At 63.0% G+C, this 17,705-nt stretch carries 15 protein-coding genes; 4 read left to right on the top strand and 11 right to left on the bottom strand.

Features of this window, described 5'->3' with window-relative positions:
• The gene (leuC, locus tag GLW01_RS11990) at window positions 1-1,428 is read right to left on the bottom strand and encodes a 3-isopropylmalate dehydratase large subunit (protein WP_151439635.1); all 1,428 of its coding nucleotides are present in this window, start codon (window positions 1,426-1,428) and stop codon (window positions 1-3) included.
• 441 nt (window positions 1,429-1,869) lie between these two features.
• Between leuC and GLW01_RS11985 the strand changes: the two genes are divergently transcribed.
• From GLW01_RS11985 to yghU, 3 genes are all read left to right on the top strand, one after another.
• A complete protein-coding gene (locus GLW01_RS11985) occupies window positions 1,870-2,760 on the top strand; it encodes a LysR family transcriptional regulator (protein ID WP_160899197.1) in 891 nt (296 codons plus the stop codon).
• A 55-nt stretch (window positions 2,761-2,815) separates the two neighbouring features.
• Window positions 2,816-3,214, top strand: coding sequence for a globin (locus GLW01_RS11980; protein ID WP_095616727.1), 399 nt, complete (start codon window positions 2,816-2,818; stop codon window positions 3,212-3,214).
• 92 nt (window positions 3,215-3,306) lie between these two features.
• Entirely contained in the window at window positions 3,307-4,152 is an 846-nt protein-coding gene (gene yghU / locus GLW01_RS11975; protein WP_160899196.1) for a glutathione-dependent disulfide-bond oxidoreductase, read from the top strand.
• Between the two features lie 28 nt (window positions 4,153-4,180).
• Here the strand turns inward: yghU and GLW01_RS11970 are convergent, their stop codons facing one another.
• The 9 genes from GLW01_RS11970 to GLW01_RS11930 are packed head-to-tail and all read right to left on the bottom strand — an operon-like array spanning window position 4,181 to window position 13,906.
• Window positions 4,181-5,353, bottom strand: a complete 1,173-nt coding sequence (locus GLW01_RS11970; protein WP_095616725.1) for an MFS transporter — start codon at window positions 5,351-5,353, stop codon at window positions 4,181-4,183.
• A gap of 1 nt (window position 5,354) precedes the next feature.
• Window positions 5,355-6,464, bottom strand: coding sequence for a chorismate synthase (gene aroC / locus GLW01_RS11965; protein ID WP_095616724.1), 1,110 nt, complete (start codon window positions 6,462-6,464; stop codon window positions 5,355-5,357).
• Window positions 6,465-6,469: 5 nt separating this feature from the next.
• Window positions 6,470-7,381 carry a 50S ribosomal protein L3 N(5)-glutamine methyltransferase gene (gene prmB / locus GLW01_RS11960; protein ID WP_160899195.1) on the bottom strand — a complete coding sequence of 304 codons (912 nt, stop codon included), beginning with the start codon at window positions 7,379-7,381 and terminating at the stop codon, window positions 6,470-6,472.
• Between the two features lie 44 nt (window positions 7,382-7,425).
• Window positions 7,426-8,568, bottom strand: a complete 1,143-nt coding sequence (locus GLW01_RS11955) for a patatin-like phospholipase family protein (protein ID WP_095616722.1) — start codon at window positions 8,566-8,568, stop codon at window positions 7,426-7,428.
• Between the two features lie 57 nt (window positions 8,569-8,625).
• Entirely contained in the window at window positions 8,626-9,510 is an 885-nt protein-coding gene (locus GLW01_RS11950) for an alpha/beta fold hydrolase (protein ID WP_160899194.1), read from the bottom strand.
• Window positions 9,511-9,512: 2 nt separating this feature from the next.
• The gene (locus tag GLW01_RS11945) at window positions 9,513-9,863 is read right to left on the bottom strand and encodes a PilZ domain-containing protein (protein WP_077531261.1); all 351 of its coding nucleotides are present in this window, start codon (window positions 9,861-9,863) and stop codon (window positions 9,513-9,515) included.
• A gap of 47 nt (window positions 9,864-9,910) precedes the next feature.
• Window positions 9,911-10,957, bottom strand: coding sequence for a DNA polymerase III subunit delta' (holB, locus tag GLW01_RS11940; protein WP_160899193.1), 1,047 nt, complete (start codon window positions 10,955-10,957; stop codon window positions 9,911-9,913).
• A complete protein-coding gene (locus GLW01_RS11935; RefSeq protein ID WP_160899192.1) occupies window positions 10,923-12,938 on the bottom strand; it encodes a transglutaminase TgpA family protein in 2,016 nt (671 codons plus the stop codon). The genes holB and GLW01_RS11935 overlap by 35 nt, the downstream gene beginning before the upstream one ends.
• Window positions 12,935-13,906 carry a DUF58 domain-containing protein gene (locus GLW01_RS11930; protein ID WP_160899191.1) on the bottom strand — a complete coding sequence of 324 codons (972 nt, stop codon included), beginning with the start codon at window positions 13,904-13,906 and terminating at the stop codon, window positions 12,935-12,937. The genes GLW01_RS11935 and GLW01_RS11930 overlap by 4 nt, the downstream gene beginning before the upstream one ends.
• A 122-nt stretch (window positions 13,907-14,028) precedes the next feature.
• Between GLW01_RS11930 and GLW01_RS11925 the strand changes: the two genes are divergently transcribed.
• A complete protein-coding gene (locus GLW01_RS11925) occupies window positions 14,029-14,661 on the top strand; it encodes a hypothetical protein (protein ID WP_202405701.1) in 633 nt (210 codons plus the stop codon).
• Between the two features lie 14 nt (window positions 14,662-14,675).
• On the opposite strand, the gene GLW01_RS11920 is transcribed toward GLW01_RS11925, so the two are convergent.
• A complete protein-coding gene (locus tag GLW01_RS11920; RefSeq protein ID WP_160899190.1) occupies window positions 14,676-17,684 on the bottom strand; it encodes a pyridoxal phosphate-dependent decarboxylase family protein in 3,009 nt (1,002 codons plus the stop codon).
• Window positions 17,685-17,705 lie beyond the last annotated feature (21 nt).

The raw sequence follows: 17,705 nt of genomic DNA, 5'->3' as shown, positions 1-17,705 counted from the left end.
TCACCCCGCCCTGTCGTAGTAGTCGGAAATATCCACAAAATGGCCATGAATAGCGGCGGCAGCTGCCATAGCCGGGCTCACCAGGTGCGTGCGCCCGCCAAAGCCCTGCCGGCCCTCGAAGTTCCGGTTGGAGGTGGAGGCACAATGCTCCCCTTCACCCAGCTGGTCCGGGTTCATCCCCAGACACATGGAGCAGCCCGGCTCCCGCCACTCGAACCCTGCATCAATGAAGATCCGGTCCAGCCCTTCCCTCTCGGCCTGGGCTTTCACCATACCGGAGCCGGGCACGACCATCGCCTGCTTGAGCGTGGATGCAATCGTCTGCCCCTTGAGGATGGACGCCGCTTCACGCAGGTCCTCAATCCGGGCATTGGTACAAGAGCCGATGAAGATCCGGTCAAGCTGGATGCCCGTCATCGGGGTGTTCGGTTCCAGCCCCATGTACTTCAGGGCCCGCTGCATGCCTTCACGCTTGATGGGATCCGACTCATTCGCCGGATCCGGGACACGATCCCCGACATTGGTCACCATCTCCGGCGACGTTCCCCAGCTGACCTGGGGTTCGATATCAGCCGCATCCAGATGAACCACCTTGTCGAACTCGGCATCGTCGTCACTCTTCAGCTCGCGCCAGGACGCAACCGCGCGCTCCCACATCTCGCCCTTCGGCGCCATGGGCCGATCCTTCACGTAGTCGATGGTCGTGTCATCCACCGCCACCATGCCGGCCCGCGCACCCGCCTCGATGGTCATATTGCACATGGTCATGCGCGCCTCCATCGACAGGCCGCGGATCGCCGAGCCCGCGTACTCAATGGCATAACCGGTACCGCCGGCGGTGCCAATTTTTCCGATGATCGCCAGCATCACATCCTTGCCCGTGATCCCCGGCTTCAGCTCACCATCGACCTGCACCAGCATATTCTTTGACTTCTTCTGCACCAGGCACTGGGTCGCCAGCACATGCTCGACCTCGGAGGTGCCGATCCCATGCGCCAGCGCCCCGAAAGCCCCATGGGTGGACGTATGCGAATCCCCGCATACCACCGTCATCCCCGGCAGGGTCGCTCCCTGCTCCGGCCCGATGACGTGAACGATCCCCTGGCGCTGATCGTTCATGCCGTACTCGACAATGCCGAACTCATTGCAGTTGTCATCCAGAGTCCGAACCTGGGTGCGCGAGATCGGGTCCTCGATCCCCTCAACACCATTCTCACGCCCGGTGGTCGGCACGTTGTGATCCACCGTCGCCAGATTCGCATCAATCCGCCACGGCGTCCGCCCAGCCAGCCGAAGCCCCTCGAACGCCTGCGGTGACGTTACCTCGTGCAGCATGTGCCGGTCGATGTAGATCAGGCAGGAGCCGTCAGCACGCTCCTTGACCAGATGCGAATCCCACAGTTTGTCGTACAGTGTCTTGCCACTCATGGTGCTACCCCCGTTGCGAGCGGACACGCCCTCCCCCATGGCGGAGCTGACGTGGTTTGACCGATTGTTCGTTAATGGTACAGACTCTGATCAGATCACTTCAATTCATGTTTTTCCTGAAACGGATTCCTTTTTGGAATCCAAAGCCCGGATCGCCCGCAAGGCCGGCTCCTACAGCTTACGTTTGGAGCACGTTTGCGAACGGCAACACTCCCGGGGGTACGGTGAGTGGGGAGTCTTTCACGGGAAGCTCTGGAGCCATGGATGGCGGAAGAGCAGCGTACAGGGGTTTGCGCGATTAAGCGCAAACGGGTTTACACGGATGTAAACCCAGGACTTTTCAGTGAAGCAGGACTGCGCAACTGAAAAGTATTTACAGCGTTTCCCGTGAAAGACTCCCCACTCATCGTGCCCTGCAACCAGGTACCAATCTTTAGTGCTATGGACACCCAATCACTGATCGCCTTCACCACCGTCATCGACACCGGCTCCTTCTCCGAGGCCGCAGAAGCCCTGCACCTCACTCAATCCGCCGTCAGCAAACGCATCGCCACCCTCGAACACCAGACCGGTCGCCCCCTGATTGAACGCAACGGCCGCAGCCTGCGGCTGACCGACGCCGGCCATGCCCTGCTGCCCCATGCACGGAAGGTCCTGGACGAACTCCACAACGCCCGTGAAGCCCTCACCAGCCTTGACCAGCGAATGCACGGCCCCCTGTCGCTGATCACCAGCCACCATATCGGCCTCCACCATCTCCCGAACTGGCTGCGCGCCCTGCAGAAGGCCCATCCCGACCTGACCTTCAACCTCCAGTTCCTCGAGTCCGAACAGGTCTTCCAGCAACTGCACCAGCATGACGCCCCACTTGCATGGGTGACACTCAACGACCGGATCATGGAACGCTTCCAGGTCTGGTTCGCCTGGGAAGATCCAATGAGCTTCGTCTGTGGCCCTGACCACCCCCTAGCCCACAAGCAGCAGCTGGCCCCTGAGGACATTGCGCAGTACCAGGCCATCCTCCCCGACAGTAATACCGAAACCTACCGGGTCGTCTCCCACCATTTTCTTCAACAAGGAATCACACTGGATGCCCAGATGCCCACCAACTACCTCGAAACCATCAAGATGATGACCAGCGTGGGACTGGGGTGGTCGGTTCTGCCCAACACCATGCTCGACAGCACCCTGGTGGTCTTGGACGTACCGGAGCCCGTAACCCGGATGCTGGGTGCCGTGGGCATCAGGGGACGGGAACCCGGGACAGCGGCCCGCGCCCTTCTTGAAACCGTTCAGGGACAGGCACCGGCGCGCTGTGCCGAAACCGGCTGACTGTTTTATAATTCCGGGCCATCACAGACAGGCAGAACTAAAGACAGGGGATTTCATGGACAGCTCGGAAGTAGAAGCGGTATTCCAGAGTTATGGGCGGGTCTGCACGGGCGAACAGTTTTTCGTTGATTTCTACGACTACTTCATGAGCAGCTCTCAGACCATCAAGGACCAGTTCCGCGATACCGACATGAAGCAGCAGCGCCACCTCCTGCGCAACGGCATCATGCAGTTGATCCTCTACGCCCGAGGCATGCCCGACACCAAGCTGAAACAGCTGGGGCAAAGCCATTCAAGGCACGGCTACAATATCTCGCCCGAATGGTATTCGCTCTGGCTGGATGCCCTGATGCAGGCTGTCAGCAAACACGACCCAGAGTACGATGCGACACTGGATGCGCAGTGGCGCCGGGTGCTGAAGCCCGGTATCGATCTGATCCGGGATGCCTACTGAGATCCCCTGCTCAATGCCGCCAGCGGATGGCATACTCCATGCTGTCCACGGTTGCCGTGGCTACCACACCAATGCAGTGAGAGAGCCTGACCATGAGCGACAACAGCTACACGCCCCCGAAAGTCTGGAAGTGGGAAGACGCCAGTGGCGGGCGTTTCGCCAGCATCAACCGCCCCATTGCCGGCCCCACGCATGACAGGGAATTGCCGGTGGGCAAGCACCCTCTGCAGCTCTATTCCCTGGCTACGCCCAACGGCGTGAAAGTGACTGTTATGCTCGAGGAGTTGCTGGAAGCCGGCCACTCCGAGGCCGAATACGACGCCTGGCCCATCAGCATCCTTGAAGGCGAGCAGTTCAGCAGCGGCTTCGTGGCCGTTAACCCGAACTCCAAGATCCCCGCGATGATGGATCACACCCAGAACCCACCACTGCGGATCTTTGAATCTGGCAACATCCTGCTCTATCTGGCCGAGAAGTTCGGGGCCTTCCTGCCCACCGATCCCCATGGACGCACCGAGACCCTCTCCTGGCTGTTCTGGCAGATGGGCATGGCCCCACTGCTGGGCGGTGGCTTCGGGCACTTCTACGCCTATGCCCCGGAATCCTACGAGTACCCGATCAACCGCTTCACCATGGAAGTGAAACGCCAGCTGGATGTGCTCAACCGGCAACTGGCGGACAACCGCTACATCGCCGGGGATGAGTACACCATCGCGGACATGGCGATCTGGCCCTGGTACGGCGCGCTGGTGAAGGGCAAGGTCTATGACGCGGCCGAATTTCTGGAAGCGCACACCTACACCAACGTGATCCGCTGGGCGGATGAGATCGCCGCGCGCCCGGCCGTCAAGCGGGGTCGCCTCGTCAACAAGACCTGGGGCGATGAGGGAAGCAAGCTCCCGGAGCGTCACGACCCCAGCGACTTCGACAACCTGTGACCCCAGGTTTGACGGGATCAGCCGCTGCTTACTGGCCGGCGTACGCTCTCTGCGGCGCGGGCCGCATCCAGAGCCAGGCGGCGGCGACCCCCACCAGCATGAAACCGGCGCCGCCGTAGAAGGCGGCGACGGTGCTCTCCCACTCTACCAGCACGCCCGAGATCCAGGCGCCGAAAGCACCGCCTGCCCCGTAGGTCAGCCCGCTGTACAGCGCCTGCCCCTGCCCCTGGTGCCCTTCGCCGAACTGCACCCGGATGTAGTGCACCGAGGCCGCGTGCAAGGCGGCATAGGAGGCCGCATGAAGCAGCTGTGCCCCGAGCAGGATCCAGAGAAACTGCGAGAATTCCGCGATAACCAACCAGCGCAGTGCTGTCAGGGTCGCTGCACAGAGCATGATCACCCGCATCGGGTAGGCCGAAAGCAGCCTGTGCATCACCAGGAACAGGCCAACTTCCGCCAATACGCCCAGTGCCCAGAGCGCCCCGGTGCTGATCTTCGCATAGCCAAGCTGCTCCAGATGGATCGAGAAAAAGGTGTAATAGGGCCCGTGGCTGGCCTGGAGCATGAAGTTCAGGATGAAGAAGGACCAGACCTCGGGCCGCTTCAGGATAGCCGCAACCGATCCGTGATGGGGCTGCCTGCGGGTACTGGGTTCGTCATGAATCTGCAGCGTCGCCATGAGGAGTCCGGCGAACAGGGGCAGCACCAGCCAGGGCATGATGGACACCGCCATGTGATCCAGCGCCGCCCCGAAACCGGCCACCGACAGGATGAACCCGATCGATCCCCAGAGCCGGACCCGCCCATAGCGCCTGGAGTCGCTGCCCAGGTTGTGCAGGGTGATGACCTCAAACAGCGGCAGCACTGCGTTCCAGAAAAAGCTGAACGAGAGCATCACCAGCATCAGCCCCCAGAATCCTGGGCGCAGCAGGGTGAAGCTGAAACACAGGACGGCCACAAGCGCACCGAAGCGGATCAGTCGCAGCCGCCGGCCGGTGCGATCCCCCAGCCAGCCCCACAGATTGGGCGCGATGATCTTGGTGCCCTGCAGGGTGGCCATGAGCAGGGCGATCTCAATGTAGCGGAACCCCTGGTCTTCCAGATACAACGCCCAGTAGGGCATTAATACCCCAAAAGCAGCGAAGAACCAGAAGTAGAGGTTGGACAGGCGCCAGTAGATCCCCGTCCCGGAGGCCGCCATATCAGTCCTCCTGCTGACGGCGGGCCTTTTCGATGTCCGGCGTATCCACCCGCACGTCCGCATTCTGGGCGCGGTGGCGCAGGTAGTGGTCCATGAGCACGATGGCCATCATGGCCTCCGCGATGGGCGTGGCCCGGATGCCGACGCAGGGGTCGTGACGGCCGGTGGTCACCACCTCCACCGGATTGCCGTGCACATCAATCCCCTGACCCGGCAGCCGCAGGCTGGACGTGGGCTTCAACGCCATGCTCGCCACCACCGGCTGCCCGGACGAGATACCGCCCAGCACCCCACCGGCGTTATTGGAGAGAAACCCGTCCGGCGTCATCTCATCCCGGTGCTCGGTGCCCCTCTGGCTGACACTGTCGAATCCGGCCCCGATCTCCACACCCTTGACGGCATTGATGCTCATCAGTGCCTTGGCAAGGTCGGCGTCCAGCCGGTCAAAGACGGGTTCGCCCAGACCCGGGATAACGCCGTCCGCCTCAACACGGATGCGGGCCCCAACGGAGTCCCCTTCCTTGCGCAGCTTATCCATGAAGGCTTCCAGCTCCGGAACCTTCTCCGGCTCCGCGCAGAAGAAGGCGTTCTCGTGCACAGCGGACCAGTCGGTCATGCCGAGCTCAATGGGCCCGAGCTGGGTCATGCACCCCCGGATGGTGATGCCCTTCTCCTTCAGGAAGGCGCGGGCGATGGCGCCGGCCGCTACCCGCATGGCGGTCTCCCGCGCCGAGGAACGGCCGCCGCCGCGATAATCACGGATGCCGTACTTATGCCAGTAGGTGTAATCCGCGTGGGCCGGACGGAACTGGTCCTTGATCTTCGAGTAGTCGCTGGAGCGTTGGTCCGTGTTCTCGATCAGCAACCCGATGGGCGCGCCCGTGCTCACCCCTTCGAACACCCCGGACAGGATCCGGACCTCATCCGGCTCCCGGCGCTGTGTGGTATGGCGCGAGGTTCCAGGGCGCCTGAGGTCCAGCTCCGCCTGGATCATCTCGGTGGAAACCGGCACGCCCGGTGGGCAGCCGTCCACGATGCAGCCCAGAGCGGACCCGTGGCTTTCGCCGAAGGTGGAGACGGTGAAGAGTGTTCCAAAGGAATTACCAGACATGGATTCTATCCGTTCATCAGGGGCGCCGCCTGCGCCAGTGTTTGCGCGTCGACCACGAAGACCCCGTGACCGCCGTTTTCCATTTCAAGCCAGGTGAAGGGAACGCTGGGGAAAGCCGCCTCCAGCGCCGGCTGGCTGTTGCCGACTTCCCCAACCAGCAGCCCATCTTCCGAGAGATACGCCGGTGCTTCCCTCAGGATCCGGCCCATCAGCTCCAGGCCGTCTTCTCCGGCCGCAAGTCCCAGCTCCGGTTCATGGCGGTATTCCGGTGGCAGCGTCGCCATATCCCTGGCATCCACGTACGGCGGGTTCGCCAGAATCAGGTCATAGGGGCCATCCAGCTTCTCGAACAGGTCCGAGGTCACCGCGCGCACCTGCCCTTCCAGGCCATGGCGCCGGATGTTCTGTTCCGCCACCTCAACGGCTCCGGGGGACACCTCACCCAGATCCACCTGGGCCGCCGGGAACACATGGGCCGCCGCGATTCCAATACAGCCACTGCCAGCGCACAGGTCCAGAATCCGTTCAACCGGCCGACCCGCCAGCCAGGGCTCACCTTCCGTGGCCAGGAATTCGCCAATGGGCGAGCGCGGGATCAGGGCCCGTTCGTCAACATGGAACTGCAGCCCCATGAAAAAGGCTTCGCCTGTTATATACGGAACCGGAACACGGTCCCGGGCGCGACGTTCGATGCGCTCAAGCACCTGTTCCCGTTCAGAGAGGGTCAGACGGGCATCCAGGAAGGGCACGTTATTGTCCATGGGCAGATGCAGGGTCTGCATCAGCAGCTGTACCGCGTCATCCCAGTGGCTGTCGGTGCCGTGGCCGCACCAGACGCCGGCCTGCGTGAACCGTGACACCGCGTAACGCAGCCAGTCGCGCACGGTCTGGAGTTGTTCAATGGCTTCGGTGCTCACCCAGTACTCCCGGAGTCATCCCGTAAAAGCCACGATTGTACCAGCTATTGGCGGTTCATTCCCGGGATCCGCGGCTCCCCCGTACCCGCATTGCGATGGTCCTCAAGGGCATCCTCCGCAAGCATCCGCCCCAGCTGGATCAGCTCCGGGGCACGATGGTAATCGAACGAGCGGCATACATGCTTGGGGAAGTTGATCAGGATATCCGGCGGATAGCCGGCGATCTTGTAACGGGTCAGCGAGTCCTGCATGGTCTCGATCGCCAGGTTCATGACATCAAACTTGCCGAGCCCCAGCTCCTGCAGGCTCACCGAGCGCGCATCGTCGCCCTCGCTTCCCTTTCCCGCCGCCTTTTCGCGCGCATGGCGCTTCTGGGCCTCCGCCAGCGCCTGTTCCTCGCTACTGGCCCGGCCACGGCGCCGTGCCGCGCTGTCCTGGCCGTCCCAGTCAAACCAACGGGCCGCACGCTGTTTGAGCCTGTCCAGCCACTCATCCGGCGAGGCGTCGGCTTCTTCCGCTGGATCCACTTCCTCGTCGGCTGCCGCCTGTGCCGCAGCCTCGGCGGCCGCTTCATGCTGCTTGCGCTCGCGGGAGGCCCATTCCTCCAGCGGTGGCAGGTTGGCATAGCGCTTGTCGTTGCCACTCAGGTTCACGGCCATGATCAGATCCGCATGGGAGGCCACCGTGGGAATGATCGGCAGGGGGTTGAGCAGCCCGCCATCCACCAGCACCCGGCCATGCAGCATCACCGGCGTGATCACACTGGGGATCGCCGTGGAGGCCCGCACCGCCTGATGGAGCGGCCCTTCCTGAAACCACACCTCCTGGTGCGCCAGCAGGTCCGTCGCCACTGCCGTGAAGGGAATCTGCAGGTCCTCAATGCGCAGATCGCCAAGCATTTCCTGCACCACGCCGAAAACCTTTTCGCCGCGGATCGCACCGGGTGACCCCAGGGAAAAGTCGAGAAGGCGCAGCAGCTGCAGCTGATCAAGCCCGGTGACCCAGTCCTTATAGGCCTGCAGCTTACCGGCGGCGTACATGCCGCCAATGAGCGCTCCCATACTGGCACCGGAAATGGCCACGATGTTGTAGCCCTGCTCCCTGAGCACCTCAATCACGCCAATGTGAGCGTACCCCCGGGCACCACCACTGCCGAGCACCAGTGCCACGGTCTGTGGTTCATTCATCGCCTGCTCCCTTCGGATTCAAATCCCTTGAATGACAATGGGCTCGGCCGGTAATCATTACAAGGGCGCAGACCGGATGCGGCCCAGCCAGCCCAGGCAGCCCTCGGCCAGCCCGCCAACGTCTCCATCCAGATGACAGTGATGGCTTCCCTCCACATCGATCACCTCAGCGTCAGACAGCCTGGGCAGACGGCCCTCGATCCATTCCGGCTTGAAGGCGGCCATGCCCCGATTGGCTCTTATAAGCAGTGTGGGTGCGGCAATGGCCGCCAGGTAGGCTTCAACCTCATCCTCTTCCAACCGGTGCATGGACGGATAGCGCAGCCTTGCATCCGTTCCCCACCGCCAGCCCTGCTGATCCTGCTGGAGACTTCTTGGCACAATGCATTCAGCGGCGACACGGGACAGCGGGATGCGACCCTTCATGCGCGCGACGATGGCTTCCTCAACGTCCGCATAACGGGGCGGCTGACCGCGGCTGCCCTGGCGCACGCGGTCAATGGCCTGCTTGAGCTGGTCCGGGAAGGATTCGGCGTCGCCGGTAAGCGGCCCCAGGCTGTCCACCAGCATCAACGCCCTCACCCGTTCCGGCACCGCCACACTGAGCAGGCTCGCCACGATTCCACCCAGTGAATGGCCGAGCAGAACGGCTCCCTGCGACGCTTCCCGGTCAAACAGGGGCGCCAGGTCCCGCACATAGTCGAGCAGCTCGTAACTTGCCCCCGGCGGTCTGTGATAGGAAAAACCATGGCCTGGAAGATCCACTGCCACCACCCGGTAGTCGTCGGCGAGAGCCGGCCCCAGGCGGTTGAAACTGGCAGCGTTATCAAGCCAGCCATGGAAGGCGATGACCAGGGGTGAGGAGGTATCGCCCCAGGCAAGCGCACCCAGAGTGCCTGCGGGGACGTCCAGTGTCAGCTGCTCCGGTTCAGTGTTGGGCATGATTACATGGTATGGGTTGGCCGGTCCGAATTCAGGGAGCCGGCCAGGTAGGCTTCAATCTTGGTACGCGCGGTCTCGTCGTCCCCATTGAACTGGACACCGACACCAGCGGCGCGGTTTCCCTGAGCCCCTTTCGGGGTAACCCAGACGACCTTACCGGCGACCGGAATCTTTTCCGGCTCATCCATCAGGTTGAGCAGCAGAAAAACCTCGTCGCCCATACGGTAATTCTTCTGGGTCGGAATAAAGAGGCCACCATTGCGGACAAAGGGCATATACGCGGCGTAGAGCACCGCCTTGTCCTTGATGGTCAGCGTCATGATACCGCTGCGTGCGCCGATTCCAGGCCCCATGATTCTCCCGTCTGCTTGCCGTTTGCGCTTTTCGCCAGTCTAGCCGTTCACGCCGGATTTGCCACCCCCGGCCGGCGCATCAGCTGCCGCCACCGTTCCAGCACACCGATCAGTTCCAGCTCGGAATTGACGTTGTAATCCAGCCCGCGCCGGACCTCCATGATGGCTTCGTGGAGGGTGGTCAGCTCCGCCGGATGCCGGCGCCCAGCCAGGAACCTCAGCATCGGCGCCGCCTCGCTGTCCGCAATGGCCCCCGGATCCGCCCCGGCCCGGGCCAGGTCCAGTGCCCAGCCCTGGAGCAGGTCCAGCGCCTCGGTCAGAGGCATGGCGAGGAAGGGCTTCACCGCCTCGGACATGGTGATCTCAGATTTAAGCGCCTGCTGCAGGGCCTTCAGGCACTGGGCCCGCTGCCCGGGTCTGTCGGCCTCCAGCAGCCGCAGCGCCTCCAGCGGGGCGCCACCGGCCCATCGCAGGGCTTGATCCAGAGCCGCCCCATCCTCATCACGCCGCTGCGCCAGCCACGTTTTTGCCTCGACGGTCCCGGGCGCCTCAACCCGCAGGATCTGGCAGCGGGAACGGATGGTGGGCAGCACCGGTTGGCCTTCGCGCTGGAGAACCAGCAGGAAGGTATCGGCGGGGGGTTCCTCCAGAGTCTTGAGCAGCGCGTTGGCAGCATTGAGGTTAAGCTGATCCGCACGTTCAATCACCGCCACTTTCCGCTGCGCCACCTGAGGGCTCTCCATCACGAAACCACCCAGTGCCCGCACCTGGTGGATGCGGATATAGCGGGACTGGTCCGTGGGCATGAGCCGGCGCGCATCCGGGTGCCCCTCACCACCCAACAGGCGGCACTGCTTGCACTCGCCACAGGCGGTCATACCCTTGCCCGCGTTGACCGGCGCCTCGCACAGCAACAGTGACGCCAGCGCTACGGCGAGCTGGCGTTTCCCCACGCCCGCCGGGCCCAACAGCATCAGCGCATGCGGGAAGCGTCCTTCCTTCAGACGCTGTGAAAGCTGCTGATGCACCTCGGACTGCCAGGGCCAGGGAGCGAAGGAGTCACTCTGCAGTGGCTGTGTTTCCGGATCGGCCATGGGATTTCCGTTTTCGGATTGCGTTCATAAGGCGGCGCGCCTGCGCGAGCGCCTGCTGGTCGGGCTGCCCCGGATCGTAGAATGCCCGTTCCAGAAGCAGGCCCAGAGCCCGGATGTCGGGGGCCAGCGCAGGAAAACGCCGCCCAGCCGCCGACACCTGCGCGGCCAGGGTATCGCTCCGGCCGGCACCTACCCCCTGACGCTCAAGCCATCGGCACCACTGATCATACAGGCGGTACCAGGGATCGCGGAAGTGCCGGCGGCGGGCGCGCAGAAGGGAGATGCCGACGCCGGCCAGGATCAGGGCCGCAACAAGCACGGCCGTGATCACGCCCAGCATACGCCGGTCAATATCACCGGGCAGCCGCCCCAGCAGTGAAAGCTGGGTCTGGCCTTCGTAGCCCACCACCCAGCGCTGCCAGTAGTAGTTGGCGGCATCGAGGCGCAGGCGCATCCAGTTGACCCAGCCCACATCCGCGTACCGGTTCATGGAGAAGGGATCATCCGACAGGAACCCGCCCTGATCCTGCATGGCCTCGCGCAACCCGCTCTCGATGCGCTCGGGCGCGATCATGGCCGTGGGATCAAGCCGTACCCAGCCTCGGCCCCGCAGCCAGGCCTGCACCCAGGCGTGGGCGTCATACTGGCGCACGATCAGGTATTCGTTATCGACGCCCGCCTCGCCACCCAGATACCCCGTAACGATCCGCGCCGGAATATCCGCCGAGCGCAGCATGAATGCCAGCGCACTGGCGTAATGCTCACAGAACCCCTCCCGAGTCTCGAACATCAGCGCGTCCACTGTGTCCGCATTGCCGAGCGCTTCCGGCTGCAGCGTGTAATGGAACGGCTTCTGGTTGAAGTGCTCCATCAAGTGCCGAATCAAGGCCCGCCTGCCCTCAACCTCACGCCGTTGCTGAGCCACCCATCCCCGCGTCCGCTCATTGGTGCCTCCGGGAAGCCGGGTGTAGAACCGTCGCTCGGCATCCGACAGGCGCCGCGCCTCTGTTGGCTGTTCGTACTGCATGCGGTAACGCCGCCGGGTATCCACGCTGCGTTCGAAACGCACCATGCCATTGCGGTTGAGGCTCACATTGGCGGATGCCGGCACCGAATCCGCCAGCGCGAAGCCCCAGCGCCGGCCGTGGGGTTCAAGCATCACCTCGTATTCGTCATCCGCCAGCTCGCCGGCTGAGGCATCCTCAGGCACCCGCGAGATTCCCTCCCTGTCATTCAGACTGCGCCTGTCCCAGCGTCTGCCATCGAAGCGGTCGAGCACCAGCGCCTGCCAGTAGCGCTGCCCCGGATCAGGCGTATCCCCGCCAAAGGTCACCCGGAACGCCGGGTCATCATTCTGCGCCAGGCTGGTGATGGCCCCGGGCTCCATGGTGTCGCTCAGCCCTGTCGTGCCCTGCTCCGAAACCAGCGGCACACTCCACAATGGCCCGATCCGGGGAAAGAAGATGAACAGTACAATGACCACGGGCAGCATCTTCACGAACACCAGTGCCGAACGCTTCATCGCCTCAACGCCCATACCCTGAGCACGACCGCCAAGCGCCATCTGCAGACCGGTAAACAGCAGAAACAGGCTGGCCAGAAGCCCGCCCGTCCAGAGCATGGACTGGTGGAAAAGCAGCGTGACCACTGCCAGATAGCACTGGATGAAAAACAGGATGAACAGATCCCGGCGGCGCCCCAGCTCCAGCCATTTGAGCGCCACCGTCAGGACCAGGAAAGAGGCGGCGGTATCGACCGTGAACTGGCCCCGGTAGTAAGCCCAGAAAGCCGCGGCGCTGAGCACCGCCAGAACACCGAGCCACAGTGGGCGCAGGCCACGCTTCCGGTGGCGCTGGAGCAACCAGCCGGACACCACCGCCAGGCAGGCGCCCAGCGAGAGCCACAGCGGGAGGCGCTGAACCTGGGCCAGAAGGATCAGGCCGAAGGCGGCCACCCATGGATCAAGGTGATGGCGGTTCATGTCGGCATCTCCCCGAACCCAAAGGCCCCGAGACGGTTCAGACAGGCCCGTTCATGCTGGTCACCGGTATCCGGCTCAATGGTCTGGTCCGGCAGCCTCAGGCCAAAGGGCTGCCCCTGCTCACTGAGCCGCCCGACATGCCAGGCCAGATAACTCAGGCGCAGCTCCGTGTCCGCCCCCGGGAACTGCTCCCAGTCCAGCCAGCGCGGGTCCGCCGGCGGCGTATCCCAGTCCATCACCACCAGATGCCCGCTGCGTGCAAAGCGCTTCCAGCTGATGCGGCGCAGTGCATCCCCCAGACGATAGGGCCTGAGCCGGATGTCCGAACCCCCGGGCTCCGCATTCAGAGTGACTTCCCCCTCGTCGCCCTCGGCATCAGGGGAGGCTTCGAATGGCGGAGGCGTTACAGGCCGCGGTGTCACCAGGCCCCGTGAGGCCGGACGGAACCAGGTCCAGGCGCGGATGAGCCCGAATGGGAAATCCGTTTCCAGCCGGATCGACGGCAGCTTCAGCGGCCCACGCCGACGCGTCGGTACCGGCAGCGGCACCACCTGCCCCTCACCGGCCTCAAGGCTGACCGTGACCGGTTCGTCATCGTCGATCCTCAGCCGCAGCGCTGCCCGGGGGCGGTGCTCCTCATCCCGGATGCGTATCGCCATGGGCAGGCGTTCACCAGCCTGCGATTCACCCGCGCGCACCAGACTCAGGTGAAGCCCCTCAAGATTGCGATAGGTCTGGAAGATGGTGCCGTAGAACAGCGCCCCCAGAATGAAGGTGAACAGGTAGATCAGGCTGTTCTGGTAATTGATACCGGTCAGCAGCGAAATCACCAGCACCCCGGTGAACATCAGCCCCTCCCGGGTGGGAAGCACAAAGATGTTACGCCGGCCCGGGCGGTAGTCATCCGCACGGGGGATCCGCCGGTTCACCCACCGGCGCCAGGGACGTTTCACAATCTTACCGGGCATTTGACCCCTGTCACGGCTGTTAACAGACACTCACGGTTAGGCACTAATCACTATTGCAATAAGCTGTCAAACATCAAATACTGATTGGTGAACAATCAGCTTACGAGCAGGGGCATACGACCATGGCTTTGAGACCAATTCTTACCGTTACCGCACTGGGTGCAGGGCTGATGGCCGGCAGTGCGCTCGCAGATGGTGTACGCAGCCTGTCCCAGGATGAAATGGTTGAAACCTACATTCAGGACTCCGCCATTGTGGTCTCTCCCCGCCGTGATCGCCAGACGCGTACTATTGAGGAGACCCGGGCACGAGCCATCCGGGCACTGGTCCGCCCTGGCGAACCCATCCGCACCGAGGCAGACGAAACGCAGACCGTGATGGACATGCAGCGCCACCGTATGGAAAGCCTTGAGCAGGCCCAGAACTTTGCGGAGCAGGAGTTCATCCGCCAGGCGCTGACTTCCCCCGCGGACCAGCTTCAGGGGTTGCAGCCCCAGATCGATACCAGCCTGCCGCAGCCGGTGATTCCAGGTTACGGCACCCCGGATATCCCCGAGGGCCCCTTCACTCGCAGCTATGAAAACGGTCAGCTTGGTCTCAGTTTTGATGGTGACACCCTGAACTTCTCAATGGGCAACAATCCGCCGGGCGTGGGCGCCATTGATCTGCCCAGGGGAATTGATGAAGGGCCGGTCAAGCTGACCCCCAGGGCCGGGGGCGGCTTTGATCTTTCGATTGATGTGCCCCAGCAGTAAGCCGGGCCTGCGCTTCAGAGAAGTGTCTGGCTGACGCACAGTTCGATCTTGTCGAGGATCATCCGGATCTGACGCACCTCCCCTTCCAGATGATCCTCGAAAGACCCTCCGGCCGCATAACTGTCCGAAATAATCCGCGCGCCCATGCTGATCCGCAGGGCGGCGCTGCTGATCCCCTTCAACGGAACCGGCTGGCCGATATGACAGCACTGCCCTGCGGCCCTGCGCATAGCCTCACCAAGTGGCTCCAGACTGTCCCTGTCCAGTTCCTGATTCAGGAGCTCATACAGTCTCCTGGTCTGGCCCGCATCCAGATAACCACCTCCCTGTGAGGCCTTCACCAGAAACGGAAAAATGCTGCGACGGTTCGACAGCTCCCGCCCCGCAAAATCATTCCTGGCCCACCAGTCCTCATCCGGTGCAAAGAGGGGCTCAACCAATGGATGCTCGCGGAGTAGGCTTACCACCTGTTCACTGAACCGGTTCAACCCATCAACCCTGATGCGTTCCGGCACCGCGTAATAGCGCTCCATTTCAGCCAGCGCCGCGCGCCAGCGCAGAAGAACCCCGGTCTGGAGAGCCGGCCGTGCGCACGCCACCATGGGCTGCCAGCTCCCCAGGGCATCAGACGTTATGTAATCAGAAAGCCCTTCAGGCAGCCCCCCCCTATCATTGGTCAGCCGTCGCCCAACCTGTTTGGGAAAAATGGCAGCGCCACTGAACGGCGGGCCGGTAAAGAATTTTGAGCCGGTCAGCAACAGAATATCGCCCTGCTCCAGATGGGTCCGCAGATCCTCTGGATCCGTCCGCAACTGACAGGCATCCACAATGATCTGAAGACGGCCGTCAAAACGTTCCCTGAGACGGTCCATGACCTCCCGTGACGGACACCACCGGCCCAGCTTGGATTGCTCCATCGCGTGCAGGATGACCGAATGGCCCTCGCTGACCAGTGAGGCCACACAATCCTCTATGGCCGCATCCATTTCCGTGGATGAACGACCCCGACCGGTCTCGCCATGGATATCAATCGCCCGGTAACCAATGGGCGCCATGCCGGCAAGCCGTTCGCCCCGGGTGACGGGCACGCCCAGACAGGTCTCGCTGTCGAAATGCCGGCCGGTCACTGACTCAGGGGTACCGGACCCTGTCTCATCCGCGCCACAGACGACACTGACCCAGGAAGCTGAGGAATCACTGGCGGTTACGCCCACCGACAGGAGCTGGGCATCGGTCCCGGAAGGCACGAGAAAGGCTGACGCTTCAAGGTCGTTCAGCCCCAGAAGACCCATCATTTGATGCTCAAGCTTACGGAAACAATCCGGAACGATCTCTGACGGGCCGGCGGCAAGCAGGTCGTGCAGCAGCTGCTGTCGGTAGTGGTCGGCCGCTTCGTAAGCCTGACGGGAAACCGACGACGCCGTCGACGACGCGAATGTGAATGCATGGTCGCGGGGGGCCGGTGAACAGCCGTAGCGGTTGAGCCCGGTCACCGGATCCACGATGAGCCGGCCGTCACCGCCCTGCATGAAGTGCCAGTGCGTCGGGTTCAGGAGCGTCGGATAGCGCTGATCCAGGCACTCCCCGATGCGCCGGGTATGGTGGAGCAGCTGCTCGAGATGCTTCCACTCCGTTCTGTGGTTCACAATGGCCACGCGGATTGCGAGGCATCCATTGAGTGTTGTGGTGGAGGGAGCGGAAACCCCCTGAAGCTGCAGCTGCGTCACGATAGCCCGGTTGAGCGCATCCAGATAATGCTCTGAACAGACCCCGGTGGCATGATCTGAAGAAGGCCGATACCGCAGGCAGACAATATTGCTGCTGACCGGCGCCAGGCATTCCAGGTCCTCAGCGGCGCTAACACGCATTGCCAGCTCTCGCGCCAGGCGGCAGTGCTTTCTGACACTGGCCGCCATGCTTTCAAGCCCTACCCCCTGGAAGGTGAACCAGACCTTGAGGGCCAGAAAGCCACGTGACAGCTCAGGTCCCAGGTCACAGGGCCAGGGCGCACCTGCCTCGAGACCGATGGGCTGGGTTTCGAGATATTCGACAGGCTCCGAGAACGTACTCCGGTGCGCCTGGGCATCGCGCACAAGCACACCTCCGACCGCGTAAGGCACCTGGAACCATTTGTGGAAGTCAAAGCCCACCGAGTCCGCCCGGTCGAGACCGGCCAGATCATCCGCGTACTCCTCAAGCAGCGCCAGTGCGGCACCGAACGCAGCATCCACGTGGAACCAGAGCTGTTCCTCTTCGCAGATATCAGCGATCCCCGCCAGGTCATCAATGGCGCCGGTGTTCACGGTGCAGACCGTCCCGATAACCGCGAACGGCTTCAGGCCGGCACGACGATCATTCCGGATGGATTCGCGCAACGCCGCCGTATCCAGCGAGTGGTCATCCCGGACGGGCACCCTTCTTAATGACTCGCTGCCCAGACCGAGCAACTGGAAGGCTTTGACCAGCGCCCCATGCGTCTGCGTTGAGCAATAGCCCACCAGAACCGGTCCTTTTCCCTGGACTCCCTGCCTTTTAACCTCTTCGCCCAGAGCCCATTGCCGGGCAACCGCAAGCGCAATAACCGAGGCCATCGAGGTACCACTGACCAGCAGCCCGGTACTCTGCTGCGGAAACCCGAACAGTTCCCGACTCCACTGGACCACCTGGCCCTCAACCGCATGGGCAATATGGTTCCGGCCACCGAGGTTATTGTTCAGCAGGGCGGCGCAGAGCTCACCCAGGGCGCCATAGAGATTGCCACCCCCATGCACCCAACCGAAGAAACCGGGGTGGAGGTTGCCGTTGGTATAGGGGATCAGATGATCCCTGAAATGATCCAGGAGCTGGTCAAGGGGTTGACCCTGGCTTGGTGCCGGCCCCGTAAATGCACGCAATGCCTGCTCGGCGGGCGGCTGCCAGACAGGCGCCTCTTCAAGCCCCCGGTAATGATCCAGTCCGGCTTCCAGCGCTTCATGGAAGAACCGGCTGAGGGAGCCGACATCGTCCGGATCAAGATTCGCCATGATTCCCCCTCACAGCGCGCC

Origin of the sequence: Vreelandella halophila (assembly GCF_009856365.1) — a bacterium.
GTDB classification, from domain to species: domain Bacteria; phylum Pseudomonadota; class Gammaproteobacteria; order Pseudomonadales; family Oleiphilaceae; genus Halospina; species Halospina utahensis_B.
Note: the sequence above shows the minus strand (reverse complement) of the source record. Positions and strands in the feature narration are given on the sequence as shown.